The organism is Streptomyces sp. NPDC096132 (assembly GCF_044763345.1).
Classification (GTDB): Bacteria; Actinomycetota; Actinomycetes; order Streptomycetales; family Streptomycetaceae; genus Streptomyces.
This window is the reverse complement of the sequence record NZ_JBIWGA010000012.1, coordinates 179,369-204,623: the sequence shown is the minus strand read 5'-3', so window position 1 is coordinate 204,623 and position 25,255 is coordinate 179,369. Positions and strand designations below refer to the sequence as shown.

Here is a 25,255-nt window from a genome sequence, read left to right as displayed (position 1 = left end):
CGTCACGCCCGCCCGTGCGACTCCTGCGAGTGCCGCGACAGCGCGTCGATGACCACCGCAGCGAACAGCACCCCGCCCGTGATCACGGACTGGACGGCCGGGGGAGTGTCCGTGATCGCCATGCCCGAGGCGATCGACTGGATGACCAGCATGCCGAGTACCGCCGACCACGTCGTACCGCGCCCGCCGAACAGGCTGGTGCCCCCGATGACGGCCGCCGCGATGGCGTTCACCAGCAGGACGCCCCCGCCCGAGCTCTGGCTCACCGACGTGATGCGGGAGGCCAGGAACAGGCCGCCGACGGCGGCCATGGTGCCGGACACGGCGAGCACCGCGGTCTGCACCCGGAGCACGCTGAGGCTGGCGCGGCGGGCCGCCTCGATGCTGCCGCCGAGGGCGTACACCTGCCGTCCGTAGTGGGTCCGGCGGAGCAGGATGTCGAGACCGGCCACCACCACGAGGAAGATCAGCAGGGCGAGAGGCAGCCCCTGGAAGCGGTTGAGCAGGTACGCGACGCCGAACGCGACCACCGCCGTGACCGCGGTCCGCGTCGCCACGGTCGGCAGCGAGCGGTGCGGCATGCCGACGGCCCGGCGGCGCCGTCTGTCCCGGTCGGCCGCGAGGAACACCATGCCGGTGGCCGCCGCGGCCAGGCTGTAGGCGACGGCGTCCTGGGTGAAGTAGTAGCTGGTCAGCTTGGCGACGAGGCCGTCCTCGTCGAGGTTGATGGTGCCGCTGTCGCCGAGGACGGCGATCATGAGCCCGTTCCAGGTGAGCAGCCCCGCGAGCGTGACCACGAACGCCGGCACCCGGGTTCTGGCGATGGAGAAACCCTGGACGGTGCCCGCCACGGTGCCGGTGAGCACCCCGACGACGAGGGCGAGCCACTCCGGCACACCATTGTTCACGTTCAGCACCGCGAAGACGGCCGCCGCGAGACCGCTGATCGAACCCACGGACAGATCGAGTTCGCCGAGCAGCAGCACGAAGACGATCCCGACCGCGATCAGGCCCGTCCCCACGATGTCCACGCTCAGATTCGACAGGTTGCGCGGGGAGAGGAAGTTGTCGTTGAGGGACTGGAAGGTGATCCAGACGACGGCGAGGACGAGGACGACCGGCAGCGAGCCCAGTTCGCCCGCCCTCACCTTGCGGCGCAGCAGCGAGCCCGCTCCGCGCACGGCACGGATCCCCCCGTCCACGGCCCGGGAGGCGAGCCGCTCGCGCCGCGCCGGACGGGGCTCGCCGCCGCCGGACGCGGTCCGCTCGTCCGGGGCGCCGTCCGCCAGCTTGCGCATGTCCTTCACCACCCCGTCTCCCGGTGGGCCGACCGGCGCGGCACGTTCTCCGTGGCGCCGGTGATGGACGAGATGATCTGTTCCTGGGAGGCCGTGTTCACGTCGAAGAAGCCGTTGTTGCGGCCGAGCCGCAGCACCGCGGCCCGGTCCGCGAGGGCCTTCACGTCCCCCATGCTGTGGCTGATCAGCAGGACGCCCAGGCCCCGGTCGCGCAACCGGTCGATGAGGTCCAGGATCTCGGAGGTCTGTTCGAACCCCAGGGCCGCCGTCGGTTCGTCCAGGAGCAGCACCCGCGGCTCGCCCAGGAGCGAGCGGGCGATGGCGACCGTCTGGCGCTGGCCGCTCGACAGCGAGGCCACCGGAAGACGCAGATCGGGGACCCGGCTGGTCAGCCGCTCCAGCAGGAGCTGCGTGCGGCGCTCCATCTCCATCTCGTCGAGGAAGCCGTACCGGCGGATCTCCCGCCCGAGGAACAGGTTCCCGACGACGTCGAGGTTCCCGCACAGGGCGAGGTCCTGGTAGACGGTGGCGATGCCGAGGTCCCGCGCGTCGTGCGGGCGTCTGATGTGGACCGTCCGGCCCTCCCACTCGATGACGCCCCGCTCCGCGGGCGAGACCCCGGAGATCACCTTGACCAGGGTGGACTTGCCGGCTCCGTTGTCCCCGAGGAGGGCGACGACCTGGCCGGAGTGGATCTCCAGCTCGATGTCCGTGAGGACGTCGACGACGCCGTAGCGCTTGCACACCCCGCGCAGCGCCAGCAAGGGGGGATCCGGCACGGCAACCAACTCCTTCCCTGGACCCGGCCGGGGCCGAAGTCCGCGGAACCGGCCCGTCAGGTCAGCCCTGCCTCCTCGCAGGCGGACCGGAGCTGGGGGGTGCAGATCTGCTGGGCCGTGTGCAGCCCGTCCTTCACCACGGTGCTCTCGATGTTGTCGGCGGTCACGGACACCGGCTTGAGCAGGACGGCCGGGATCTTCCCGCCGCTCCGGTTCGTCACCTCACCCGTGGCCACCCGGTCGAGGCCCTCCTTGCGGGCCGCGGCCACGGCCATCGCACCGCCCGCCGAGGCCTCCGGACCGAAGGGCTTGAACACGGTCATGTACTGGTCGCCGGCGAGGATGCGCCGCAGCGCGCCCAGTTCGGCGTCCTGACCGGTGACCGGCGGCAGCGGATCGACCTTGTTCGCCTTGAGCGACGCGATGCTCCCGGCGGCGAGGCCGTCGTTGGCCGAGTAGACCCCGTGGATGGAGTCGGCGCCGAGCGCCGCGATGGCGGCGGACATGTTCATGTGCGCGGTCTCCGCCCGCCACTGGGGGGTGTCGTACTCCTTGCCGATCTTCACCTTGCCGCGGAGCACGGACAGCGCGCCCTCCTTGAACGAGGCCGCGTTCGGGTCGGCGGGGTCGCCGTTCATCATCACGATCTGCGGGTCCGCCACTTTTTCGCCCATGGCCTGGAGCAGCGCCGTGCCCTGCAGCCTGCCGACCTCCACGCCGTCGAAGGAGACATAGCCGGAGATCGGGCCCTCGGCGAGCCGGTCGTAGGCGATGACGGGGATGTCCGCCGCGCGGGCCTCCGAGACCGACGAGGCGAGCGACTTCGCGTCCACGGCCACCAGCACGATGGCGTCGACGCCCTTGGTGATCATCGAGTCCATCTGCTCCTGCTGGATGGCCACCTCGCCCCTGGCGTTGGCGTGCTCGACCACGCAGGTGTCGCACAGCTCCCTGATCCTCTTCTCGAGCAGCGGCCGGTCCTGCGCCTCCCAGCGGGCCGTGGTGGCGTCCGGCAGCAGCAGGCCGATGCGCGGCGCCTGCTCCCCGTCCGGGTCGCTCCCGGCGTCCGTCCCGCAGGCCGTCAGGGCGACGGCCGCCGAGACCGCGGTCACGGCGGCGGCCGTGTCCCGTATGCAGGCCTTCATGGGTGATACCTGACATAGACGACAATGATGATGATGGGTAGGTATGTTCGGTTGGTTCGTATATGCGATTCTGGTGGGTGGGTGCCCCGTTCTCAACCTGTCGGCACCTGCGGCAGGGACGGGAGGTACGTTGCGGACATGCCTCGACCGGGCCCTGACCTTGGCCGGAGCGACAAAGGCAGCGGTCTACGCGCCCGGGGCCAGGAACGAAGAGCTTCGGCTGGTGGACTCGGCGGGAGGTACCCCTTCCGAGCCGGGACCGCCGGAGCGGCTTCCCCTGTCCGGTGACTCACCCGCGGTGCGGGCCTTCCTCACCGACCGCCCGCTGTGGCTGACCGCGGACCCCTCGCTCGGCGCGCTGCCCCTCGACGTGGAGGGCAGACGGCTCGGCTGTCTCCTCGTGGTGGGCGCCTCGGCGGACGGCTTCGAACTCGAACAGCGCCGCTTCCTGGAACGCTACGCCGACGCGGTCGCTGGACTGCTCCAGCCCGTGACGGGCCCGCCCGAGCCCTCGTCGCTGCTGGATCCCGCGCTGCGCAGTCTGCGCGTCGGCACCTTCGTCCTGTTCCCGGACACCGGTCTGGTCGAGGTGGACGACACGCTGCTCGACCTGGTCGGCATCTCGGCGGAGGACTTCGACGGCAAGGCGGACACCCTGCTCGCCCATGCCCTCCCGGAGGACATGCACGCCCTGATGTCGGTCCTGGAGCCGTCCTCCCAGGCGTCCGCCCGGCGCGAGCTGGAGTTCCGGGTCCGCGGCCCCACGGGCGAGATGCGCTGGCTGAGCATGAGCTGCCGGGCCGAACCGGCCACCGTCGACCGGCTGGAACAGGTACTGGGCGTGGTGACGGCGACCCCGGTCCTGCGCCGCGGCGGCGACGACGTCGCCCGGATCCAGTGGCTGACCGCCGCACTCGACGACGCCGTGACCGTCCGCGACGTCGGGCGGGTGGTGGTCGCCGCCCTGTGCGAGCCGCTGGGTGCCGACCGGGTGGCCCTCGCCGCCCTCCAGGAGGACCGGTTGATGGTCACCGTGCTGGACCCGCCGCAGCCCACCGCCTGGCCGGACGTGTGGCGTGCCGAGTGGCGTACGGAGTGGCCCGACGCCCCGGTCCGCGCCCTGCCCACCCTGCAGGCCGCGCTGAGCGACGGACGCATGGACCTGTGGCCCGCCGGCACCGCCCTGGAACCCGGTCTCGCGGGCATCGGCCCCGGCGGCCTCGCCGTCCTTCCGCTGCCCGCCAAGGGCCGGGTCGCCGGGGTGTGCCTGGTCGGCTGGAACCGGCCGCACGCGTTCGCCCCGGAGGAACGCTCCCTGCTGACCGCCACCGCGGCCCTGGTCGGACAGGCCCTCCAGCGCGCCCACGCACACGACGCCGAGCAGGAACTCGCCACCATGCTCCAGCGCAGCCTGCTGCCCCGCCGGCTGCCCGAACTGCCCGGCGGGATCGCCGTCGCCCGCTATCTGCCCGCCCGGCGGGGACTTCAGGTGGGCGGCGACTGGTACGACGTCATCGCCCTGTCCGAGGACCGCGTCGCCCTCGTCATCGGCGACGTGCAGGGCCACAGCGCCGGAGCCGCCACGATCATGGGCCAGATGCGGACCGCCGTCAGGGCCTACGCCATGGAGGGCCACCCGCCCGACGTCGTCGTCTCCCACGCCAACCGGCTCCTCGTCGGCATGGAGACCGACCTCTTCGCGACCTGCTGCTACGCCGAACTCGACATGGAGGAGGGCAACACCCTCTTCGTCCGCGCCGGGCACCTCGCGCCGCTGGTGCGCCACCCCGACGGCGGCACCGAGGAGATCGAGGTCGAGGGCGGGCCCCCGCTGGGCATCCTCGCGGAGGCGGAGTTCCCCATGACCTCCGTCGCGCTGGCCCCCGGCACCGTCCTCGCCCTGGTCACCGACGGCCTCGTCGAGGCCGCCGACCTGCCGCTCGACGAGGGCATGCGCCGCACCCGCACCGCGCTCGCGGCGGCCGACCCGGCGGATCCCGGAGGCATGGCCGACGAACTGCTCGGCGACGCGGGCCGCCGCGAGGACGACGTGGCGCTGCTGCTCCTGCGCTACGACGGCATGGTCACCCGGCCGATCCGGGCCGGCTGGATGGTGTGGCGGCTGCCCGACGCCGTCATGCACGCCCGCCGTTTCACCGCCCGCACCCTGCGCCGGTGGAAGGTCCCGGAAGCCGCCGACGCGGTGCTGCTGGTCGTCTCCGAACTCGTCACCAACGCCCTGGTGCACACCCAGGGCCCGGTCCGCCTCGACCTGGTGCTGCGCGGGGACCGGGTCCGGGTCAGCGTCAGCGACTCCTCGCCCCGCGCACCCGCCAAGCCGGTGATCGTGGACTGGGAGTCGACCGGCGGCCGGGGGCTGATGCTGGTCGAGGCGATGTCGGAGTCCTCCGGCTCGGTCCCGGTCGCGGGCGGCAAACAGGTGTGGAGCGAGATCGTCGTACCGGACCACGAACCGGACCTCGCACCGGTCCCCGAGAGGGAGGCGGGTGGTCTGCCATGAGGACACGCAGGCGGCCGGTCATGGCCGCGTGCGCCGCGGCGCTCCTCGTGCTGCCCGTGGCCGCGTGCGGCGGCGACGCCGGCACGGAGTCCGACGGGTTCACCGTCGGCCTGCTGCTGCCGAGCCGGTCGGTACCCCGCTGGGAGCACTCCGACCGGCCCCTGATCCAGGCCCAGGTGAAGAAGCTGTGCCCCACGTGCTCCTTCGAGTACGCCAACGCCGAGAACGACGCGACCAGACAGCGGCAGCAGATGATCTCCATGATCACCAAGGGGGCGGGTGTCATCATCCTCGACGCCGCCGACACCCGTGCGATGCGCTCCTCCATCCAGGAGGCGCGCAAGGCGGGCGTCCCCGTGATCGCCTACGACCGGCTTGCCGAGGGGCCGATCTCCGGCTTCGTCGGATTCGACGGCGGGCAGGTCGGCAGGCTCCAGGGCGAGGGTCTCCTGCAGGGCATGGGGAAGCAGGCCGACGGCGGGTCGGTCGTGATGATGAACGGCGACCCGACCAGCCCCAACGCCGCGTGGTACCGGCGGGGCACGCTGTCCGTCATCAAGGACCGGGTGCGGATCGCCAGGTCGTACGACACCCAGGACTGGAGCACCCAGGTCGCCCACGCCAACATGTCCGCCGCGATCGCGGCCCTCGGCCCGGACGGGATCGACGGCGTCCTGGCGGTCAACGACAACATCGCCGCGGGCGTCATCTCCGCCCTCAAGAGCGCCGGCGTCGCCCCCCTGCCCCCCGTCACCGGCCAGGACGCCGACCTCGACGCCGTACGGCGCATCGTCAAGGGCGAGCAGTACATGACGGTGTACAAGCCGTTCCGCAAGGAGGCCGCCGCGGTCGCCGCCATGGCCGTCGCCCTGGGACGCGGCAAGGATCCCCGCGACAAGGCGCCGACGACCATCGACAGCCCCACCACCCGCGACATCCCGGCCGTCCTGCTCACCCCCTACTCGGTGACGGCCGCCGACATCGAGCGGACCCTCGTCCGGGACGGCGTGTACACCGTCGACCGGATCTGCGCCGGGGAGGTGCGGGCTGCCTGCGACAGGGCCGGGCTCAGCCGGTGACCGACCCCTGGGTCCGCAACCGCTCCGCCTCCTGAGCGGTCACCTTCTGTTCCGCGCCGCAAAAGGTGCACTGCGTCAGGTACTTCGTCGAGACCGGGAACAACGGCACGAAGAACAGCGTGAACTTGGTGACGCGCTTCCTGAGCGTGTGCGCGGCGGGGTTGCCGCAGCGGCCGCACACCAGGGTCACGATCGCCAGCTGGTACAGGTAGCCCTTGGTGCCGAAGATGATCACGCCGTTCTTTCCCTCTCGGTCGGTGCCCGACTGCACGGCACAGTCTCCTGCATGCGGCAGGCGGGTTCATGACCTGGGCCACGCGGGGGATCCCCCGGCCGCGACTGCCGCGGCCACCACCGGCCCGCCGCCATGTTCGTCTGGCGCCGCACACCGGCGTTTCCCGCCCCCTCCAAGGAGAGGCCCATGTCCCGACTTCCACGCCTGGCGGGTGTCACCGCGGCCGTCCTCGCCCTCGGCCTGCTCACGACGGCCCCCGCGGCGGGCGGCGAGCCGACCGTGTCCGACCCGCGCGTCGTCGCCCACTTCGACTTCGCCAAGGGGCAGACACCCGAGAACATCGCCCTCGAACCCGACGGCTCCGCCGACCTGACGTTCTTCTTCGCCCGGAAGGTCGTGAACGTCACCCGCGAGGGCATCAAGCGGAGCATCGCCACCCTGCCCGCCGTCGCGAACCCCGACACCCCCGTCATCGGCGCCGCCGTCGTCACGGGCATCGCCCGCGCGTACGACGGCACCCTCTACGTCAACTACGCCACCGGCACCAGGAAGACCGGCATCTGGCGCATCGCCCGCGACGGAAGCGCACCGCGGCAGATCGCCAAGCTGCCGTCCGACGGGTTCCCCAACGGCCTCGCCCTCGACGAACGCCGGGGCGTGCTGTACTCCGCCGACTCGGTGCGGGGCACCGTCTGGCGCGTCCCGATCAAGGACGGCAAGCCCGAGGCATGGGCCACCGGACCCGAACTCGAGCCGGGAACCGGCCCGGACGCCGCCGGCGTCGGCGTCAACGGCCTCCGCTTCCACCACAACGCGGTGTGGGTGTCCAACAGCGACGCCGGCACCCTCCTGCGCATCCCCGTCCGCGAGAACGGCTCCGCCGGAGCCATCCGCACCAAGGCGACCGGCCTGACGGGCATCGACGACTTCGGCTTCGCCGAGCGGCACCGCGACACCGTCCTCGCCGCGCTGGTCACCGCCAACCAGGTCGTCCGGGTCCGCCCGAACGGCACCCACGCCGTCGTCCTCACCGGCGACGACGGACTGTCCAACCCGACCGCCGTGGCCGTACGCGGCCGGACCGCCTACGTGACCAGCGCCGCGTACTTCACCCAGGAGGACCCGAACCTGCTCCTCGCCCGCGTCCACCAGCGCGCCCGCGGCTGACCGGCGACGGCCGCGGTCCCGCCCGGAACGTCTCCGACTCCGGGCGGAGCCACGGCCGTCGTCTCAGCGTTCGTGGACGACCCGCCCGTCGAACACCGTCATGTCCACCTCCACCTCGGTGATCGCATGCGGGTCGAGCGCGAGCAGCGGCCGGTCCAGGACGCACAGGTCCGCCGCCTTCCCCGCCTCCACCGTCCCCTTCCACTCCTCGGCGAAGTCCTGCCGCGCCGGATGGACCGTGTACGCCCGCAGCGCGTCGGCGAGGCCCACACGCTGCTCCGGGCCACTGGTGCGGCCGCTCGCCTTCGACTCCCGCAGCAGCATCGCGGCCACGCCCTGCCGCCAGTCGGGCTCCGTGATCGGCGCGTCGGAGCTCGCACAGACCGCGACCCCGGCCTGGAAGGCGGACCGCACCGGCCACTGGTAGGCGGACCGCTCCCGCCCCACGACCTCGTCCATCAGATCGGAGATCGTCCACTTGATGGCCGGGTTCATGTTGACGCCCCAGCCGTGCGCGGCCAGCCGGGCCAGGCTGCCCGGGCCGATGAAGTCACCGTGGATGACGTAGTGCCGGGCGTCCGGGCGGGGCATCGCCGTGTCGGCCGCGACGAACGCGTCCACGACCGCGTCGATGGCCAGGTCCCCGGTGACGTGCACACCCAGCTGGAAGCCCGCCGCATGCGCGGTGCGGATCATCTCCCGCAGCTCCTCCGCCCGGAGGGCGGGCGTGTCGCCGTGCACGCACAGCGCCCCGTGGCCGCCGTCGGCGTACGGCTCGCTCATCCAGGCCGTACGGTTCGGCGGCACCCCGTCGGCGAAGATCTTCACGCCGATCACGTTCAGCCGGCGCGGGTCGGCCGGGGCGGGCGGCCGCAGCTCGGCCAGCCCCTTGCGCAGGTCGTCCGCCGAGCCGCCCATCGGCGCGGGCAGCAGCAACACGCTGACCCGGGCGTCGAGTTCGCCGTCGGCGGCGAGCTCGGTGTAGGCGGTGAGGTTGTCGGTGCTCAGCCCGCCGAAGAGGGTCGTGCTGCCGCCGGGGCCCAGGCCGGGCTCGGTGTAGCTGGTGATGCCGCGGGAGTGGAGTTCGCCGACGACGGCGCGGATCGCCTGTCGGCGCTGTGCGACGGTGGGGGAGGGCAGCGCCGCCTGGACCAGGGCCTGGGCGGCCTCGCGCAGGACGCCGGTGGGCCGCCCGTCCGGGTCGCGGTCGATGACACCGCCGGGCGGTGGGGTGCTGTCGGCGCCGATCCCGCACACGCGCAGTGCCGCGCTGTTCGCCCACACCATGTGCGAGGAGAAGTCGGTGAGACAGACCGGGTTGTCGGGCGCCACGGCGTCCAGGTCCCGGCGGTGCGGAAAGCGCCGGGGGTCCGCCACGCACTCCGCGAGATAACCGGGGTCCCAGCCCAGCCCCACGATCCACTCGCCGGGCCCCGCGGCGGCCGCCGCACGCCCGACGGCCGTCACGATGTCGGCGATCGAGCCGACGGCCGGGTGACCGACGGCGAGGGCGAACGGCGGCTTCGTCATGCCGTACGCGGCCCCGTGCAGATGGGAGTCGTTGATGCCGGGCAGAACGGTCCGTCCGCCGAGCTCGACGACGCGGGTGCCGGGCCCGGCCAGAGCGCGCATCTCGGCGTCGCCACCGACGGCGACGATGTCCCGGCCGCGCACGGCCACGCCTTCGGCGACCGTGAAACCGGCGTCGAGAGTCAGGACCTGACCGCCGGTCAGGACGAGGGTGGGGGTGCTGTCGCTCACGCGAGGCCTTTCCGGGGGGCGGGGAAGCGCGGTCATCGTGTCGTCCGGGGACCGAAGAAGGCGAGGGCGGCGCCCGCGACGAGGGCCGTGCCCTGCGCCATCTGCTGCCAGAAGGTGGGCACGTTCAGCAGGGTGAGGCCGTTCTGCAGACAGCCCAGGAAGAGCACGCCGAGCAGCACCCCGAAGACCGAGCCGGACCCGCCGGTGAGCGCGACCCCGCCGAGCAGCACCGCGGTCAGCACGGTCAGCTCGAACCCGGCCCCCGAGGTACCGGCGACCACGCTGTCCAGCACGGACGCCTTGATCGCCCCGGCCAGCGCGGCCGCGACCCCGGTGACCACGAACAGCGCGAAGGGCGTACGGCGGACGTTGATACCGGAGAGATAGGCGGCTTCCCGGTTGACGCCGATGGCGTAGACGTGCCGCCCCGCAGGGGTGAGCGCCAGGAACAGAGCACCCGCCACCAGCGCGAGCACGGCGATGACCACCGGCGCGTCGATCCCGGCGACGCGTGATCCGCCGAGCCAGGCGAAGCCGCTCCCGAAGCCGCTCAGCGGGAGCGGGAAGAGCTGCTGCGCGAGTCCGCGCACCGCGGTCAGCATGCCCAGCGTCACGATGAACGGGGACAGGCCGAGGTAGCAGCAGAGAAGTCCGTTCACGGCCCCGACGGCCCCGCCCACCACCAGCGCGCCCAGCACGGCGACCACCGGCGACTGGTGCTGCGGCCCGGCGAGCCAGCCGGCGACCAGCCCGCCCAGAGCGAGCGTGGAGCCGACCGACAGATCGAGGTAGCCGCTGATGACCAACAGCGCCAGCGGGACGGCCACGATGGCGAGCGTGGCCGCGTCGGTGGCGATCCCGCGCAGATTGCCCGCGTCGAGGAAACTGCCGGTCGTCAGCTGGAAGACCAGCACCATGACGGCGAGGACCGCGAGGAGCGGATGGCGGCGTACGGCGGTGAGTCTTCCGTACGGCATCACGCGCGCGGCGGTGAGGGTGGTCATGCTGCTCCTTCGTGTACGGCCGACAGCAGCGCGGCCTCGGTGAGTTCGGGTCCGCTCAGCTCGCCGACGACCCGGCCGGCCGAGACGATCAGGCAGCGGTGGGCGAGGGCGACGACCTCCTCGGGGTCGTTGGAGGCGAACAGCACGGCGGTGCCCTGCTCGGCGGCGAGCGCGGACACGACCTCGTAGATCTCGCGCCGTGCCCCCACGTCGACGCCCTGCGTGGGCTCGTCGAGCAGCAGGACGTCCACGCCGCGTGCCTCGTTGATCCAGCGGCCCAGGACGAGCTTCTGCTGGTTGCCGCCGGAGAAGGCGGCGGCGGGGAGTTGCGGATGGGCCGGACGCAGTGCGACCGCGTCGGCCAGCGCGCCGAAGACGCGCCTCTCCCCGCGCGGGGAGCGCACTCCGTGCCGGGCGAGTCGGCGGATGCTGGGGAGCAGGGCGTTGTCCTGGGCCGTGAGGATCGGGAACAGGGCCTGGCCGCGTCTGTCCCCCGGGACCAGGGCCATGTGTGCGGCCAAGGCGTCGGACGGACGGGAGGGTTTGACCGTCCGGTCCCCGACCCGGATGGTTCCGCCGGTTGCCGGGCGTCTGCCGTAGATCGTTTCCAGGAGGCGGGTGCGGCCGGAGCCGATCAGGCCGTAGAGGGCGACGATCTCGCCTTCGGCGACGGAGAGGTCTACGGGGCCGAAGCGGGGGCCGCGCAGATCGGTGAGGGTGAGGCGGTTGTGGGGCGGGTGCGGCGTTCGTCGTGGCTGGTCGCGCCCACGCGGCGGAGGCGCATATCGATACGGCCCGCGCCCCTGGGGTTGGCCGGCGATCGCCATGACAAGATCGCGCCGCGACTGTCCTGAACCCCCCGATCGGTGCGCCACCTTCCCGTCCCTCAGGACCGTCACCGCGTCCGCGAGGCGTTCCACCTCACCCAGCAGATGGGTGACGTAGACGATCGCCAGGCCCTGGGCTCTCAGGTCCTCCACCCGTTCCGCCAGGGCGTCGCTCTCCGTGCCCGAGAGGGCCGCCGTCGGTTCGTCCAGGACCAGGACCGAGGCGCTGCGGCTGAGGGCCTTGGCGATTTCCACCAACTGGCGCTGGCCCATGGGGAGTTCGCCCACGCGGTCGCGTGGGGAGCAACTGGCCGCCACCCGTTCCAGGAGTCCGGTGGCGACCTCCTCCTGGGCCCGCCGGTCGATCCGGCCGTACCGGGTCCACTCCTGCCCGAGGAAGATGTTCTCGGCCACCGTCAGGGAGTCGACGACGCTGAGCGTCTGGAAGATGATCGCGACCCCGGCGGCGATCGACTCGCGCGGGCTCAGTCGAGCGTAGGAGGTGCCGCCCACCTCGATGGTGCCCGCGTCCGGCGGGAAGGCCCCGCCGAGACACTTGATCAGGGTGGACTTGCCGGCCCCGTTGTGGCCGAGCAGGGCGTGCACCTGGCCGGCCGGGACGGTGAGGTCGACGCCGTCCAGGGCCCGGACGCCGCCGAAGGACTTGGTCAGGCCCCGGATCCGCAGGTTCGGTTCGGTCATCGCGGTCGCCTAGGAGTTCTGGGCGAGGAGGGCGTCGATACGGGCGCCGTCGGAGCGCTGCACGAGCGTGATCGGTATCTGCGCGCCGGGGTTCTTCTTCCCCGCGGCGACGGCGAGCGGCACGTCCACGACCGCGTCGGCGATGTCCTGGGGCGCGAGGGCGGCGGAGGCGCGGTAGAAGGTGCCCTGCTTGATCGCGAGGAGGGAGGGCGCGGCGCCGTCCTGCCCGCCGACGAACGTCTTCGCGTCGGCCGACTTGCGGCCCGTCTGCTGGAGCGCCTTGAAACCGCCGTAGGCGGCCGCGTCGGTGACGCCGAGGACGAGGTTGAGGTCGGGGTGCTTGGCGAGGACGGCCCGGGTCTTCGACAGTCCGGTGTCCGGGTCGATGGCCTGCTCCTGGGCGACGACGTCGACGCCGGGGGCGGCCTGGGTGAAGGCGTCGACCATGCCCTTGGTGCGCTCGCGGCCCAGCTGGATGGTGCTGTCGGTGAGGAAGGCGATCTTGCCCTTGCCGCCGAGCTGCTCGTTCGCCCACTTCGCGGCCGCCTCGCCCAGCAGCCGGCCGCCCTCCAGGAAGCTGAACTGGATGTCCGCGCTCTGGTGTTCGAGCGATCCGCCGTACGTCACCCAGATCAGCCCCGCGTCCAGGGCCCGCTCGGCGATGGCCTCGGTGGCCTCGAAGACCATCGGGAAGGAGACGATGGCGGGGATCTTCCGGGAGACCCAGGTGGTGAGGTTGGCGGCCTGGGTGTCGGCGGAGGCCGCGTCGCTCGTCGTCAGCAGTTCGGCGCCGTGCTTCTTCGCGGCGGCGGTGGAGAGCTTCACCAGGGTCGAGTAGAGCGGGAGTTGGGTGAATGGGTAGTCGAACCCGATCTGCGTGAGGTCCTTCCTCGAGGCACTCGCGCCCGCCGCCCGCGCCGTGCTCGCGCCGCCGCCCGGAGCGGAGCAGGCGGCGCCGAACGCTCCGGTCGCGACGGCGCCGGCGGTCCAGGCGAGGAACCGCCGGCGTGAGGCCGGCGCGGCGGTGGCGGCGTACGGGGATCTGGTCATGGCGCAACTCCCGGGGAAGGCGGCCCGGCACGGCGGGCGGCTGGCTGTGCCGAACAGGAAAGACCGGCGCACGGCCGCCCGCCATCCGTACAAATACCGACCTGCCGACGCCCGGGCCGCCCACGGGTCACAGAACGGTGAACGCCTTGTCCGGCCCTGCCCCCGGTCCTATCGTTAGGGGCCAAACAACCGCTTGCGGCCCCACACACCGCTCACGCACCCCGGGAGGCGCGCATGCTCGGTCACCGGCAGATCGCCGCCGCCGCCCGCATCGGCATGCTGACCCGGGAACGGGACACCGTCACCGCCTGCGCCGAGGCGCTGGACGAGCTGGGCCGCGCGCTCCCCTTCGACGCGGTGACCCTGCTGGCGATCGACCCCGTCTCCCGCTCCCACGTCCAGGTCGCGGGCGTCGGCTACACCGCCGAGACCTCCCAGGCGCTGGCCACCGAGTTCGTCGCGACGCCGTGGTACGCCAACGTCGTGGGACAGGATCTGCCCCGGTCGATCTCCGAGGACGCCGAGGATCCCGGAGAGCGGTTCCGGCAGGGCTGGTTCTACGCCGAGCGGGTCCGGCCGGCGGGCTTCCGGGACGGGCTCACCGGGGCGCTCAGACACAGTGGGCGCCTGGTCGGGCTGGTCCATCTGTCGACCGAGGGGGCGGACGTCTACGACACCGAGGCCCGGCGCCTGCTCGCGCTGCTCCTGCCGGCCCTGGGCGCCCTCGCCGACCCCACCCTGCACGCGGGCGACCCGGGGGAGCTGCCGGCTCGGGCGAGGGCGAGCCTGGTGGCCGCCGACGGCGTGATCTCCCTGCCGGGCCGGGAGGCCGCGGGCGCCCTGGAGGACGAGGACTTCCGGCGGCTGGTGGCCGCGTTCGACGCGTCGGGCGGCCACCGGCTGCGGGTGCTGTGGCCGGTGGCCGCCGACTGGTGCCGGGTGGTGCTGCGCCGCCGTACGGTGGGGCCGGCCGCCGCCCGCACGGCCGTCCTCGTCACCGAGGTCCCCGGCGAACTGCCGTACGGCGTCAGCCCCCGTGAGCTGGAGGTGCTCACCCGCGCGGCCACCGGCCAGACCAACCAGGCCATCGCCCAGGCCCTCTATCTCTCGCCGCGCACCGTCCACAGCCACATCGAGCACCTGCTGCGCAAGACGGGCTGCGCCTCCCGCGCGGAGGCCACCGCCCTGGCCGTCCGGGACGGGGTGCTGCGGCCGGCGCCCGAGCACCTCGAGCACTTCGTGGAGGGTGCGCCGGCCACTCGCTGACGGGCCCGGCTCAGACGGCGCTCTCCGCCCGCGCCACCAGGTCCAGCGCCACGTCGGTGATCATGTCCTCCTGCCCGCCGACCATCCGGCGGCGGCCGACCTCGACGAGGATCGTGCGGGTGTCGAGGCCGTACCGGTCGGCGGCGGCCTCGGCATGCCGCAGGAAGCTGGAGTACACGCCCGCGTAGCCGAGGCTGAGGGTCTCGCGGTCCACCCGCACCTCGCGGTCCTGCAGCGGTCGTACGAGATCGTCGGCCGCGTCCATCAGGGGGAACCGGTCGCAGGCGTGGTCCCAGCCCATCAGGTCGGCGACCGCGACGAACGCCTCCAGCGGACAGTTGCCCGCGCCCGCGCCCTGTCCGGCGAGGGAGGCGTCGACGCGCACGGCGCCGCTCTCCACCGCGACCACGGTGTTGGCCACGCCCAGGGCGAGGTTGTGGTGGGCGTGGATGCCCAGCTCGGTGCTCGGGTCGAGGACGTCCCGATAGGCGCGGAAGCGGTCGCGGACCCCGTCCATGGTGAGCCGGCCGCCGGAGTCGGTGACGTACACGCAGTGCGCGCCGTAGGACTCCATCAGCTTGGCCTGGCGGGCCAGTTCGGCGGGCTCGGCCATGTGCGACATCATCAGGAACCCGGCGACGTCCATGCCCAGGTCACGGGCGGCCGCGATGTGCTGGGCGGAGATGTCGGCCTCGGTGCAGTGGGTGGCGACGCGCACTGAGCGGACGCCCAGCGCGTGGGCCCGCCTCAGGTCGTGGACCGTGCCGATGCCGGGCAGCAGCAGCGTGGTCGGGATTGCCTGCCGTACGGCGTCGGTGACGGCCTCGATCCACTCCCAGTCGGTGTGGGCGCCGACGCCGTAGTTGATGCTGGAGCCGGCCAGTCCGTCGCCGTGGGCGATCTCGATCGCGGCCACGCCGGCCGCGTCCAGCGCGGCGGCGATGGTGCGGGCCTGCTCGACGGTGTAGCGGTGCCGGACGGCGTGCATGCCGTCCCGCAGGGTGACGTCCTGGACGTACAGCCGGGTCATCGGGCTGCCACCTCCGTGGTGCGGCGGTAGAGGGCCATGCGTTCCGCGGTGCGCAGCGCGGCCGAGGTCATGATGTCGAGGTTCCCCGCGTAGGACGGGAGGTAGTGGGCGGCGCCCTCGACCTCCAGGAAGACGGAGACCTTGAGGGCGTCGCCGGCGGCGGGGGCGAGGGTGCGCAGCGGGGCGTCGGCCGGCACCCGCTCGAACTGCACCTTCTGCTTGAGCCGGTAGCCCGGCACATACGCCTGGACGCGGCCGACCATCTCCTCGACCGACGCCGTCACCGCCTCGGTGGCGCAGTCGGACACCAGGCAGTGCACGGTGTCCCGCATGATGAGCGGGGGTTCGGCCGGGTTGAGGACGATGATCGCCTTGCCTCTTGCCGCCCCGCCGACCCTTTCGATGGCCGCGGACGTCGTCTCGGTGAACTCGTCGATGTTCGCGCGGGTGCCGGGTCCCGCCGAACGGGAGGCGATGGAGGCGACGATCTCGCCGTAGTGGACCGGGGTCACCGCGCCCACCGCCGCGACGATCGGGATGGTGGCCTGACCGCCGCAGGTCACCATGTTGACGTTCGGGGCGCCGAGATGGGCGTCGCCGTTGACCGGCGGCACGACGTACGGGCCGAGCGCGGCCGGGGTGAGGTCGACCAGGGTGCGGCCGAGCGGGCGCAGGACCTCGTCGTGGTGGCGGTGGGCGCCCGCCGAGGTCGCGTCGAACACGATCTCGACGTCCGCGAACTCGTCGAGACCGACGAGACCCTCCACACCCTCGTGCGTGGTGGCCACCTTGAGGCGACGGGCACGGGCCAGACCGTCGGAGTCCGGGTCGATCCCGGCCAGGGCGGCGATCTCGAGGCTCTCCGACAGCCGCAGGACCTTGATCATGAGGTCGGTGCCGATGTTGCCGGAGCCGATGACGGCGACCTTGGTACTCATCGCTGCTCTCCTTCCGCAGCGCATTCCGCCGCGAACCGGACCCGCACCGAGCCCAGGTCCAGGATGTGGGCCTCGAACAGGTCCCCCGGCGCGGCGGGCGCCATCGGGCCCAGGGCGCCGGTCAGCACCAGGTCGCCGGCGCGCAGCGGGTCGCCCCGCTCGGCGAGGGCCGAGGCCAGCCAGACCGCCGCGTTCAGGGGGCTGCCGAGGCAGGCGGCGCCGGTGCCCTCGGAGGCCGTCTCGCCGTTGCGGTGCATGGCCATCGTCACGGCCCGCAGATCGACGCAGGTGAGCGGTACGGGCGTGGCACCCAGTACGTACAGCCCGCAGGAGGCGTTGTCGGCGACGGTGTCGACCAGCGAGATGTCCCATCCCCGCACCCGGCTGTCGACGATCTCCAGCGCGGGCAGCGCGAAGTCGACCGCCCGCAGCACGTCCACGACGGTGCACTCCCGGTGCGGCAGATCACGGCCGAGGACGAGCGCGACCTCGGCCTCCACCTTCGGCTGCAGCAGCCGTCCCACGGGGACCTCGCCGCCGTCCGGCACGGCCATGTCCGCGAACAGCGCGCCGAAGTCGGGCCGGTCCACGCCGAGCTGGCGCTGTACGGCCACGGAGGTCAGACCGATCTTCCGGCCGACGATCCGACGGCCGGCGTCGAGGCCGCGCCGGACGTTCAGCTGCTGCACGGCGTACGCGGTCTCGAGATCGCCGCCGTCGTCGAACAGATCACGCACCGGCGGACAGGCGGCCCCGGTGCGGGCCGCCTCCGCCAGCAGGTCGGCGGCCTTGACCACGGCCGGTGGGTCGAGCACGGTCGTCACGGTTGCCTCCGGGGGCAGGAGAATCGGCTGGCACACCGATATAGACATCGGCCCCTGTCGGAGCACAAACTTTGTTCCGTGGCACGGAACAACGAAACCGGCAGCATGCTGGACAAGGCAGCGATTATCCTGGAGTGCTTCAGCCCCAGTGGTGGACCGTTCCGTCTGTCGGAACTTTCCGAGCGTGCCGGTCTGCCCAAGCCCACCGTGCACCGGCTGGCCGCGGACCTCGTGCGGCTGGGCTGGCTGGAGCGCTCGGGCCCGCACTACCGCCTCGGCACCAAACTGTTCGAGCTGGGCTCGCTGGTGCCGCACCGGCTCGATCTGCGCGAGGCGGCCCTGCCCTTCCTCCAGGACCTGTTCGAGGCCACCCGCGAGACCGTCCATCTCGGCGTGCGCGAGGGGATGGAGGTCGTGTACCTGGAACGTATCCACGGCCACGAGGCCCTGCGACTGCCCTCCCGCATCGGCGGCAGCCTCCCCCTGAGCTGCACTGGAGTGGGCAAGGCCCTGCTCGCCTTCTCCGGCGGCGAGCTGACCGAGGAGGTGCTGTCCCGGCCGCTGCCCAGCCTCACCCCCCACTCGATCACCGACCCGGCCCGCCTGCGCCTGACCCTGGAGAAGATCCAGGTCTCCGGCCTCGCCTACGAGGAGCAGGAGGCCGCCCTCGGCGTGAGCTGCATCGCGGCCCCCGTCTTCGCCGGCGGCAGCACGGTCGCCGCCCTCTCCGTGGCCGTGCCCCGCTCCCGCTTCAGCCCCGCCCAGCTCGCCCCCGCCGTACGCACGGCGGCGCTGGGGCTGTCCCGGGTGCTACGGGGAGCGGCCTGAACCTCCCCTATGGGCCGGGTGCGTCCAGACCCGCTCCGGTGTCCGGCTCGGGGTTGAACACCGGGTGGTAGCTCTCCGGCGGCGCGAGATAGGCGGCGGCCGGCACTCCACCCGTGTCGACGACGATCTGGTCCACGGCGATCCCCGGATCGACCATGAAGACCCGCAGGACGTGCTCGCCGGGTTCGCCGACCGTCACCGTGGCGGTCAGCTTCTCCACACCCTCCTCCACATTGCGCGCCCAGGCGTCCCCGCGGTTGCCGGTGGCGATGTTCTGCCCCGTCAGAACCGTCACCGGCTGGTCGTCGAGGCCGACCGCGAGCCGCCGCGCGCCCCGCTCGTCCAGAGAGGGCAGCCGGAACACGGTGACCGGGAAGGCGCCCGTGCTCGTGAAACGCACGCGGTACCGCAGCTCCGGAGCCCGGGAGGCGAACTCCCCGGTCACGGGAGCCGCCGTCGACGGCACCGCCTCCACCGCGCCCGTACGACGCCCCAGACCGCGTACGGTCCGCCAGCGGGCCCCGCCCCGCGCCACCCGCCGCTCGGTGTGCACGGCGTCGATCGACACGTACCCGCCCGCCTCGACGAACCCCCGCGCCCTGCGCCGGGCCCGCGCCCCGCCGTTGACCATCCGCAGCGGCACCTCGAAGCGCTGGGCACCGGCGGTGAAGGCGACCGTGGAGTCCTCGGTGCCCTCGGGGGCGAGCGCCCAGTCGATCTCGATCCACACCCTGGTCTGCTCGGTGAGGGAACCGCCGGCCGAACTCAGCAGGACCCAGGGGCGATCGGCCTCGGCCGCCCAGGTCAGCGGCAGGAAACCGGTGTTGAAGACGTCCACGAACCGCCGGTCGCGGGTGAGGGAGGAGAAGGAGAGGGGACGGTCCAGGCCGGTCTCGTTCCCCTCGGCGGCCACCCCCAGCCCGGAGGTCTCCCGCCGGGGCACCCGGGTGACGGCCGGACGGCCCGGTGCCTTCGGTATCTGGGAGGGATACGGGTTGATGTACCCGTCCCATTTCCCGTCCGCCACCTCGGAGTTGTACCGCAGGGTGAGCGCGGCCTCCGCCGTGTGCGCCGCCTCGGCCAGGTCCGCGAAACGGTTGGCCCCGGCGCCCCGCCCCTGCCGCACCGCGAGCGCGTTGCGGTCGGCCCAGTAGTACTTCAGGTTCATCAAGCAGGCGCCGTGCACCGGGTAGTGGACGAGCTCGTAGAAGGCGTCCTGGTGGGCGGCGGGCAGTGCGGCGCCCACCGCGCGGACCCGCTCCAGCAGCCGGTCGTACGCGGCCGCACGGCGTCCCGCCTCGTCCCCGTGATGGACCACGGAGAAGACACCCCGGTCGATGAACTCCGGTCTGCGCTCCGCCGCGAGACGGTAGTACTCGGTACGGATCGCGGCGATCTCCGCCGCGTGGCGCGGCCCGAACTGCCGCCCGTACCACTCCGCCAGGAAGCCCTCGACGTCGTCGGCGCCCCACCGGTCCACGTCCCAGGCCATGTCCATGGAGAACGACAGCCCGGTCTCGATCGACTTGACGTCACCGACGTTGAAGATCCACATCCGGTCCACGCCGTGCTCGTACACCCGGCGCAACTCCTGCCACACCTTGGCGAGTTGTGTGGTGTCCAGCCAGAGATAGCTGCGCGGGCGGCCCCAGTAGGAGAGGTGGTAGTAGATCCCGTTGCCGCCCGGGCGGGCGCGCTCGGCGTCGTCCGGCAGCTGGCGCATGTTGCCGTGGTTGTCGTCCGGCCAGATCAGCGTCACGTCGTCGGGGACCTCGACCCCCGCGTTGTACAGGTCCAGGACCTCCTTGTACGGGATGAAGATCTGCGGCTCGGCGGCGGCGCCGACCTCCTCGGCCAGGATCCTGCGCTGGTCGGCGATGATGTCGTTCATCACCGCGACCTTCTCCGGAATCGTCGTCGCGTACTTCGTCTCCAGCGCGGAGTCGTGCAGCCCGCGCATCCCGATCGTCCAGCTGCTCTCGTACGCCGCGTTCTCGCGGGCCCGCGCCCTCCAGTACTCGGAGACGACCGTCGGGTTGACCGTGTAGTCGTACACGGGCAGGGTCCCGTCCGCGGTGCGGTGCTCCTCCGCCCACGGTGCCCACTCGTGGACGCCGTTGCGCAGCAGCGCCTCCGGGTGGCTGGAGCCGACGACGAGGCCGTAGCGGTCGGCGAGTTCGGGGTTCTCCCGGTACTTGTTGAAGAAGTCGGAGTACGGATGCATGGCCGGCCACAGGTAGTTGGCCTTCAGGCGCAGCAGCAGCTCGAAGATCCGCCGGTACGTCTGCGGGCCGATGTTCTTGTCCGGCTCCTGGGTGCGGTGGGACCAGGTGGTCAGGTTCTGCTCGTCGTTGATGAAGACACCCCGGTAACGGACCGAGGGCTCCAGCCGCTCGAGCGGTGCCGCGGGCACGGTCACGGTGTCCCGCTGCTCGACCGGTACGTCGGCCCACCAGTACCAGGGGGTGACACCGATGCGTTCCGAGGTGTCGTACACGCCGTACACCGTGCCGCGCCGGTCGCTGCCCGCGATCACCAGCGCGCGGTCCACGCCGGGTGCAGGCCGGTCCACCACCTGTGTCACGGACGCCTCCCAGCGCCCCTCGACCCGCGAGACGTCCAGGCGTCCGCGTGCGACGAGCCGGTCGATGACGGGGCTGGAGCCGAGGGTGCCGATCAGGACCAGTTCGGCGGCCCGTTCCGGGAGCGTGTGCCGTATCTCCGGCAGGACTCCCGTCACCCGCTCCACGTCCGCCCGGAGGTCGTCGGCCACGCGGAGCACGGCGGGGTCGTCGTCCGCGTCCACATGGACCTCGACCGCGACGCCGTCCCGGACCAGCGCGAAATCCGGACGCGCGGGTGAGGCGGCGGCGGAGGACTCGGGAAGCACGGCGGGGAGCAGGGGAGCCGCGCCTGCGGCGGCCATGCCGCGCAGGAAGGACTTGCGGGTCACTTGCCGGAGGGGGTCCGACGGATCCCTGGGGGCGGAGTGCGGCACGAGATGCTGTCCCTTCCGTGCGGTGCGGCGAACGGCTGGATCAGTGCGGTGCGGCGGGCGCGGCTGGCATGGGCATGCTAGAAAGCGCTTGCTGTGCACCCTAGGTCAGGCTCGGGAGACGCGTCCATAAGCGTGCGCGGGTCAGTCGCCCCGGAGCCGGTCTCCTCGAAGTCCGTCTCCTCGAAGTCCGTCTCGTTGGAGCCGACGGGCCAGGGTGCGGCGCACCGAGGCGGAGCCCGTGGTGGGGGGAGCCTTCACGGACAGGTCGAGCCCGCGGCTGATCCCGTCGTACGCGGCACGGTGGGCGGTGGGCAACTCCGCGCGGCGGGCGCGCAGATCCTCCTCGACGAGGCGCCGCAGGGCGTCGACGTTCTCGGGTGTGAAGCGCTTCCTGCCCCGAGCGACGGCGTCGACGTACCGGGTGCAGCGGGCCGAGTGGTCGAGGCTCTCCGAGATCTCCTCGGCCAGGCCCCACAGGCGTCCTTCGAGCCAGGGGATGTCGGGCTGGTCGAGGGTGAGCTCCATCGGGGCCGGTGGGTCGTCCCGGTGCTTCGTCATCTGCTTGGACACGGCGGGCTGGCTCATCCCGGCGAGCCGCGCGATGGCGTCCTGGGTCCAGCCGAGGCCGGCGAACACCTGGATCATCTCGGCGCGCAGCGCGCGCATCTCCTCGCCCGCGCGGATGACCTCGTTGATGTCGGCCAGCATGCGCCCGGCCTGTTCCTCGGTCAGTGTCCCGGGGGCGCTCCCCGTGCTCTCGTCACCTGCCACAACCCGGTTATACACCCTGCTCGGCGCCCATAACCGGGTTGTATAACTCGGTTATCAGTGTCAGGATCCCGGGCATGCCCACCTTCTGCGCACCCGACGGCACCCGGCTCGCCCACCGCGAGACCGGAACCGGAGCCCCGCTCGTCTGTGTCCCCGGCGGCCCCGCGGACTCCGCCTACCTCGGGGACCTCGGCGGCCTGTCCGCACACCGTCGGCTGATCGTGCCGGACCTCCGCGGCACCGGGCGGTCCGCGATCCCCGACGACACCTCCACCTACCGCTGCGACCGCCTCGTCGACGACGTCGAGGCCCTGCGCGCCCACCTCGGACTGCCCCGGATCGACCTCCTCGCCCACTCCGCCGGTGCGAACGTCGTGACGCAGTACGCGGCCCGGTACCCGGAGCGCGTCGCGAGGCTCGCCCTGATCACCCCCGGCACCCGGGCCGTCGGCATCGAGATCAGCGGGGAGACGCGCCGCGAGCTCGCCCGGTTCCGCAGGGACGAGCCGTGGTTTCCCGAGGCGTACGCCGCCCTGGAGGCGATCACCCAGGGGAGGGACGGGGACTGGGAGGCCGTCGCGCCCTTCTTCCACGGCCGCTGGGACGCCGACGCACGGCACCACCATGCGCGGGCCCGCCCGGACAACGAGGAGGCCGTCGCCCTCTTCGCCGCCGAGGGCGCCTTCACCCCTCGGACCACCCGAGCGGCGCTCGCCGCCTTCACCGCCCCCGTCCTGCTGCTCGCCGGAGAGTTCGACCTGAACAGCCCGCCCCGCTCGGTCGCGGAGTGCGCCGAACTGTTCCCGAACGCCTCGCTCGTCGTCCAGCCGGGAGCCGGGCACTACCCCTGGCTGGACGACGCCGGACGCTTCGTCGAGACCGTCTCGGCGTTCCTCGACGCGGTGCCCGCTTCTACCGGCACAGCGCGTCCAGGTCCTCCTCGAACGTCGGGAACTCGGCCCTCGCCCCGTCGATGATGGTCCGCGCGGGCCGACGCGGGGTCGTGGCGTGCCGTGCGGCCAGTTCAGCGAGCTCCGGCCGGGGATGTATGTCGCGGTCCGGGTATTCCACGGTCTCCATCGGACCGAAGCCGTCGGCCAGCACCCACAGGAAGTCGGACAGGTTCCCCGCCACCACCCCGACCTCGCCCTCCGAGCCCAGGAACACCACCGGCTGCTCGGTCAGGGGAAGGCCCGGGCGCACGCACCACAGGGCGGCGAGCCCGCCGGTGCCGTCCTGCCCGAAGATCCGGAAGGCGTCGCCGTCCAGCTCGTGGTTGCCGGTCCACTGGCGGATCCAGTCGGTGGTCTCCTCGGCGGAGTCGAAGGCGTCGTACGGCTCGAAGTCGAAGCCCTCGCCGTCCTCGTAGGGGAAGTCCGCCCTGGCCACCTCGGCGAGGGCGGGCGGGAAACGGCGGTCCTCGGTGATCGCGTCGGTCATGAGTGCAGGCTAGGCGCGACCACTGACAACGCCGCCCGGGGTTGTTATGACCGCCGTCATGACGGATGCTTCCTCCCGGCACCCGCCGCCGACGAACCGGGAGGACAGCAGTGAGCGACACCGCCGCACGGACCATGTGGGAGCGGTTCGAACCGGTCCACGACCTGGTCTACTTCGCTCCCGAGGTGCGCCGGGCCGCCGACGACCTCGGCCTGCGCGGCTACTGGATGGGCTACTTCGCCCTGCGCGCGGCCCCTCTCGGCCCCGCTCCCGCCTCCGTCGTCACCAGCAGCTTCTACGTCTTCCACCCCCACCGCGTGGCCCGCGCCCTGCCCGACGCCTGGAGTCACGCCGACCCGGCGGACGTGCTCGCGGCACGCGCGCGTGCCATGGACGCCGCGATGACCGGTCTCTACGGCCCGGACGTCGTCGCCTCCGCCGAGATCGCCGAGGCGGCCGACCTGGCCTGGGAGGCCGCGCGGGCCGCGGACACCGGCGGGCGGGTGCTCGCCGCCGCCAACCAGGCCCTCGCCCGCCCCGCACAGCCGCACGTCAGGCTCTGGCAGGCCCTCACCACCCTGCGTGAACACCGCGGTGACGGGCATGTCGCCGTGCTCGTCAGCCGCGGTGTGGGGCCGGTCGCGGCCATGGCGCTGAAGTGCGCGGCGGGGGAGTCGGACCCGGAGTTCCAGCGGACCACCCGCAAGTGGGACGAGGAGCAATGGCGGGCGGCACAGGCGGAGTTGGGCACACGCGGATGGCTCGACGAGGACGGGCTCCTCACCAAGGAGGGAGCCGCCGCCCATGAGGAGATCGAGGCCGACACCGATGCCGCGGCCACCCTGCCCTGGACCGCCCTCGGCCCCGCCGCCACCGCCCGCCTCGCCCACCTGCTCGAACCCCTCGCCCGTACCGTCCTCGACTCCGGGATCATCCCGCCCGCCAACCCGGTCGGACTGACCGGAGCCACCTGGCCCTCGGCCACCGGCTGACCGGACCCGGCGGCGCGGAACAGCACGGGGAGGTCAGCCGGTGCCCGCACTTGCGCCGACTTCCCGGGGCGACACCGCGGCCGCCCGCTCAGTAGGCTCCCTGGCATGCGGATCTCCGTTTCCTCGGACATGGACGAAGCCGTGGCCCGCTCGCTCGTCTCGGAGCTGCGCGGGCGCGGACACGACGTGGTGACCCACGGTGCGTTGCGCCCCGGGGCCGACCCGCAGTGGGCGGTGTGCTCGGAGGCGGCGGCGCGGGACGTGGCCGACGGGACCTCGGAGCAGGCCGTGGTGTGCTGCTGGACCGGCACGGGCGCGTCGATCGCCGCGAACAAGGTGCCCGGCGTCCGGGCCGCCCTGTGCACCGACGCGTACACGGCCGACGGCGCCCGCCGCTGGAACGACGCCAACGTCCTCGCCCTCAGCCTGCGCCTGACCTCCGAGCCGCTGCTCAAGGAGATCCTGGACGCCTGGTTCGGGGCGGAGGCCAGCCCGGACGCCGAGGACCGGCGGAACGTGGAGCACATCGACGGGCTCGACGCGGGCCGTACGGCTTCCTAGTGCTTTTACGGGAGCCCCGTACGGACGGATCCGCTCCGC

General features: G+C 72.7%; 22 protein-coding genes. 8 read left to right on the top strand and 14 right to left on the bottom strand.

Features of this window, described 5'->3' with window-relative positions:
• Positions 1 to 2: 2 nt before the first annotated feature.
• Genes ACIRF9_RS27745 through ACIRF9_RS27735 form a run of 3 tightly spaced genes read right to left on the bottom strand, consistent with a single transcriptional unit; the run spans position 3 to position 3,222 of the window.
• Positions 3 to 1,298 carry a sugar ABC transporter permease gene (locus tag ACIRF9_RS27745; RefSeq protein ID WP_403827500.1) on the bottom strand — a complete coding sequence of 432 codons (1,296 nt, stop codon included), beginning with the start codon at positions 1,296 to 1,298 and terminating at the stop codon, positions 3 to 5.
• A gap of 5 nt (positions 1,299 to 1,303) precedes the next feature.
• Entirely contained in the window at positions 1,304 to 2,077 is a 774-nt protein-coding gene (locus tag ACIRF9_RS27740; RefSeq protein WP_403827498.1) for an ATP-binding cassette domain-containing protein, read from the bottom strand.
• Between the two features lie 56 nt (positions 2,078 to 2,133).
• Complete coding sequence (locus ACIRF9_RS27735; RefSeq protein WP_403827496.1) at positions 2,134 to 3,222, bottom strand: sugar ABC transporter substrate-binding protein; 1,089 nt, start codon at positions 3,220 to 3,222, stop codon at positions 2,134 to 2,136.
• A gap of 97 nt (positions 3,223 to 3,319) precedes the next feature.
• Here ACIRF9_RS27735 and ACIRF9_RS27730 point away from each other — a divergent pair, with 97 nt between their 5' ends.
• Positions 3,320 to 5,743: a SpoIIE family protein phosphatase gene (locus tag ACIRF9_RS27730; protein WP_403827762.1), complete on the top strand. Its 2,424-nt coding sequence runs from the start codon at positions 3,320 to 3,322 to the stop codon at positions 5,741 to 5,743.
• The gene (locus ACIRF9_RS27725; RefSeq protein WP_403827494.1) at positions 5,740 to 6,822 is read left to right on the top strand and encodes a substrate-binding domain-containing protein; all 1,083 of its coding nucleotides are present in this window, start codon (positions 5,740 to 5,742) and stop codon (positions 6,820 to 6,822) included. Before ACIRF9_RS27730 ends, ACIRF9_RS27725 begins: the two co-directional genes overlap by 4 nt.
• On the opposite strand, the gene ACIRF9_RS27720 is transcribed toward ACIRF9_RS27725, so the two are convergent.
• Positions 6,812 to 7,057 carry a zinc-ribbon domain-containing protein gene (locus tag ACIRF9_RS27720; RefSeq protein ID WP_403827760.1) on the bottom strand — a complete coding sequence of 82 codons (246 nt, stop codon included), beginning with the start codon at positions 7,055 to 7,057 and terminating at the stop codon, positions 6,812 to 6,814. The two genes, ACIRF9_RS27725 and ACIRF9_RS27720, sit on opposite strands and share 11 nt — an antisense overlap.
• Positions 7,058 to 7,243: 186 nt before the next feature.
• Between ACIRF9_RS27720 and ACIRF9_RS27715 the strand changes: the two genes are divergently transcribed.
• On the top strand, positions 7,244 to 8,224 hold the full coding sequence (locus ACIRF9_RS27715; RefSeq protein ID WP_403827492.1) for an SMP-30/gluconolactonase/LRE family protein: 981 nt from the start codon (positions 7,244 to 7,246) through the stop codon (positions 8,222 to 8,224).
• Positions 8,225 to 8,287: 63 nt separating this feature from the next.
• On the opposite strand, the gene ACIRF9_RS27710 is transcribed toward ACIRF9_RS27715, so the two are convergent.
• From ACIRF9_RS27710 to ACIRF9_RS27695, 4 genes are read right to left on the bottom strand one after another with little or no spacing between them, the layout of a single operon-like run.
• Positions 8,288 to 9,985, bottom strand: coding sequence for an amidohydrolase (locus tag ACIRF9_RS27710; protein WP_403827490.1), 1,698 nt, complete (start codon positions 9,983 to 9,985; stop codon positions 8,288 to 8,290).
• A 32-nt stretch (positions 9,986 to 10,017) separates the two neighbouring features.
• Positions 10,018 to 10,989: an ABC transporter permease gene (locus ACIRF9_RS27705; protein WP_403827488.1), complete on the bottom strand. Its 972-nt coding sequence runs from the start codon at positions 10,987 to 10,989 to the stop codon at positions 10,018 to 10,020.
• The gene (locus ACIRF9_RS27700) at positions 10,986 to 12,518 is read right to left on the bottom strand and encodes a sugar ABC transporter ATP-binding protein (protein ID WP_403827486.1); all 1,533 of its coding nucleotides are present in this window, start codon (positions 12,516 to 12,518) and stop codon (positions 10,986 to 10,988) included. Before ACIRF9_RS27700 ends, ACIRF9_RS27705 begins: the two co-directional genes overlap by 4 nt.
• Before the next feature lie 9 nt (positions 12,519 to 12,527).
• The gene (locus ACIRF9_RS27695) at positions 12,528 to 13,568 is read right to left on the bottom strand and encodes a sugar ABC transporter substrate-binding protein (protein WP_403827484.1); all 1,041 of its coding nucleotides are present in this window, start codon (positions 13,566 to 13,568) and stop codon (positions 12,528 to 12,530) included.
• A 234-nt stretch (positions 13,569 to 13,802) separates the two neighbouring features.
• Here ACIRF9_RS27695 and ACIRF9_RS27690 point away from each other — a divergent pair, with 234 nt between their 5' ends.
• Positions 13,803 to 14,834: a response regulator transcription factor gene (locus ACIRF9_RS27690; RefSeq protein ID WP_403827482.1), complete on the top strand. Its 1,032-nt coding sequence runs from the start codon at positions 13,803 to 13,805 to the stop codon at positions 14,832 to 14,834.
• A gap of 10 nt (positions 14,835 to 14,844) precedes the next feature.
• Here ACIRF9_RS27690 and dmpG read toward each other — a convergent pair whose 3' ends face one another.
• From dmpG to ACIRF9_RS27675, 3 genes are read right to left on the bottom strand one after another with little or no spacing between them, the layout of a single operon-like run.
• Positions 14,845 to 15,864 carry a 4-hydroxy-2-oxovalerate aldolase gene (gene dmpG, locus ACIRF9_RS27685; protein ID WP_403827480.1) on the bottom strand — a complete coding sequence of 340 codons (1,020 nt, stop codon included), beginning with the start codon at positions 15,862 to 15,864 and terminating at the stop codon, positions 14,845 to 14,847.
• Positions 15,861 to 16,802, bottom strand: coding sequence for an acetaldehyde dehydrogenase (acetylating) (locus ACIRF9_RS27680; RefSeq protein WP_403827478.1), 942 nt, complete (start codon positions 16,800 to 16,802; stop codon positions 15,861 to 15,863). Before ACIRF9_RS27680 ends, dmpG begins: the two co-directional genes overlap by 4 nt.
• The gene (locus ACIRF9_RS27675) at positions 16,799 to 17,626 is read right to left on the bottom strand and encodes a 2-keto-4-pentenoate hydratase (protein ID WP_403827476.1); all 828 of its coding nucleotides are present in this window, start codon (positions 17,624 to 17,626) and stop codon (positions 16,799 to 16,801) included. Before ACIRF9_RS27675 ends, ACIRF9_RS27680 begins: the two co-directional genes overlap by 4 nt.
• Before the next feature lie 105 nt (positions 17,627 to 17,731).
• Between ACIRF9_RS27675 and ACIRF9_RS27670 the strand changes: the two genes are divergently transcribed.
• Positions 17,732 to 18,454 (top strand): IclR family transcriptional regulator, encoded by a 723-nt coding sequence (locus ACIRF9_RS27670; protein ID WP_403827758.1) that lies wholly within the window; start codon positions 17,732 to 17,734, stop codon positions 18,452 to 18,454.
• A gap of 7 nt (positions 18,455 to 18,461) precedes the next feature.
• On the opposite strand, the gene ACIRF9_RS27665 is transcribed toward ACIRF9_RS27670, so the two are convergent.
• Entirely contained in the window at positions 18,462 to 21,380 is a 2,919-nt protein-coding gene (locus ACIRF9_RS27665) for a glycosyl hydrolase 115 family protein (protein ID WP_403827756.1), read from the bottom strand.
• Positions 21,381 to 21,593: 213 nt separating this feature from the next.
• Positions 21,594 to 22,223: a sigma-70 family RNA polymerase sigma factor gene (locus tag ACIRF9_RS27660; protein ID WP_403827474.1), complete on the bottom strand. Its 630-nt coding sequence runs from the start codon at positions 22,221 to 22,223 to the stop codon at positions 21,594 to 21,596.
• A gap of 74 nt (positions 22,224 to 22,297) precedes the next feature.
• On the opposite strand from ACIRF9_RS27660, the gene ACIRF9_RS27655 reads away from it, so the two are divergent.
• Positions 22,298 to 23,200: an alpha/beta fold hydrolase gene (locus tag ACIRF9_RS27655; RefSeq protein ID WP_403827473.1), complete on the top strand. Its 903-nt coding sequence runs from the start codon at positions 22,298 to 22,300 to the stop codon at positions 23,198 to 23,200.
• On the opposite strand, the gene ACIRF9_RS27650 is transcribed toward ACIRF9_RS27655, so the two are convergent.
• Positions 23,136 to 23,663: an SMI1/KNR4 family protein gene (locus tag ACIRF9_RS27650; RefSeq protein WP_403827471.1), complete on the bottom strand. Its 528-nt coding sequence runs from the start codon at positions 23,661 to 23,663 to the stop codon at positions 23,136 to 23,138. The two genes, ACIRF9_RS27655 and ACIRF9_RS27650, sit on opposite strands and share 65 nt — an antisense overlap.
• A 110-nt stretch (positions 23,664 to 23,773) precedes the next feature.
• On the opposite strand from ACIRF9_RS27650, the gene ACIRF9_RS27645 reads away from it, so the two are divergent.
• Positions 23,774 to 24,655, top strand: a complete 882-nt coding sequence (locus ACIRF9_RS27645; protein WP_403827469.1) for a hypothetical protein — start codon at positions 23,774 to 23,776, stop codon at positions 24,653 to 24,655.
• A gap of 105 nt (positions 24,656 to 24,760) precedes the next feature.
• On the top strand, positions 24,761 to 25,216 hold the full coding sequence (locus ACIRF9_RS27640; RefSeq protein WP_403827467.1) for an RpiB/LacA/LacB family sugar-phosphate isomerase: 456 nt from the start codon (positions 24,761 to 24,763) through the stop codon (positions 25,214 to 25,216).
• Positions 25,217 to 25,255: the final 39 nt, after the last annotated feature.

What these genes read in the sequence shown, in the direction of transcription:
- ACIRF9_RS27745 (WP_403827500.1), bottom strand. Translation starts at nt 1,298, where the DNA reads ATGCGCAAGCTGGCGGACGGCGCCCCGGACGAGCGGACCGCGTCCGGC.
- ACIRF9_RS27735 (WP_403827496.1), bottom strand. Translation starts at nt 3,222, where the DNA reads ATGAAGGCCTGCATACGGGACACGGCCGCCGCCGTGACCGCGGTCTCG.
- ACIRF9_RS27725 (WP_403827494.1), top strand. Translation starts at nt 5,740, where the DNA reads ATGAGGACACGCAGGCGGCCGGTCATGGCCGCGTGCGCCGCGGCGCTC.
- ACIRF9_RS27715 (WP_403827492.1), top strand. Translation starts at nt 7,244, where the DNA reads ATGTCCCGACTTCCACGCCTGGCGGGTGTCACCGCGGCCGTCCTCGCC.
- ACIRF9_RS27705 (WP_403827488.1), bottom strand. Translation starts at nt 10,989, where the DNA reads ATGACCACCCTCACCGCCGCGCGCGTGATGCCGTACGGAAGACTCACC.
- ACIRF9_RS27700 (WP_403827486.1), bottom strand. Translation starts at nt 12,518, where the DNA reads ATGACCGAACCGAACCTGCGGATCCGGGGCCTGACCAAGTCCTTCGGC.
- ACIRF9_RS27695 (WP_403827484.1), bottom strand. Translation starts at nt 13,568, where the DNA reads ATGACCAGATCCCCGTACGCCGCCACCGCCGCGCCGGCCTCACGCCGG.
- ACIRF9_RS27690 (WP_403827482.1), top strand. Translation starts at nt 13,803, where the DNA reads ATGCTCGGTCACCGGCAGATCGCCGCCGCCGCCCGCATCGGCATGCTG.
- dmpG (WP_403827480.1), bottom strand. Translation starts at nt 15,864, where the DNA reads ATGACCCGGCTGTACGTCCAGGACGTCACCCTGCGGGACGGCATGCAC.
- ACIRF9_RS27680 (WP_403827478.1), bottom strand. Translation starts at nt 16,802, where the DNA reads ATGAGTACCAAGGTCGCCGTCATCGGCTCCGGCAACATCGGCACCGAC.
- ACIRF9_RS27670 (WP_403827758.1), top strand. Translation starts at nt 17,732, where the DNA reads ATGCTGGACAAGGCAGCGATTATCCTGGAGTGCTTCAGCCCCAGTGGT.
- ACIRF9_RS27665 (WP_403827756.1), bottom strand. Translation starts at nt 21,380, where the DNA reads ATGGCCGCCGCAGGCGCGGCTCCCCTGCTCCCCGCCGTGCTTCCCGAG.
- ACIRF9_RS27655 (WP_403827473.1), top strand. Translation starts at nt 22,298, where the DNA reads ATGCCCACCTTCTGCGCACCCGACGGCACCCGGCTCGCCCACCGCGAG.
- ACIRF9_RS27650 (WP_403827471.1), bottom strand. Translation starts at nt 23,663, where the DNA reads ATGACCGACGCGATCACCGAGGACCGCCGTTTCCCGCCCGCCCTCGCC.
- ACIRF9_RS27640 (WP_403827467.1), top strand. Translation starts at nt 24,761, where the DNA reads ATGCGGATCTCCGTTTCCTCGGACATGGACGAAGCCGTGGCCCGCTCG.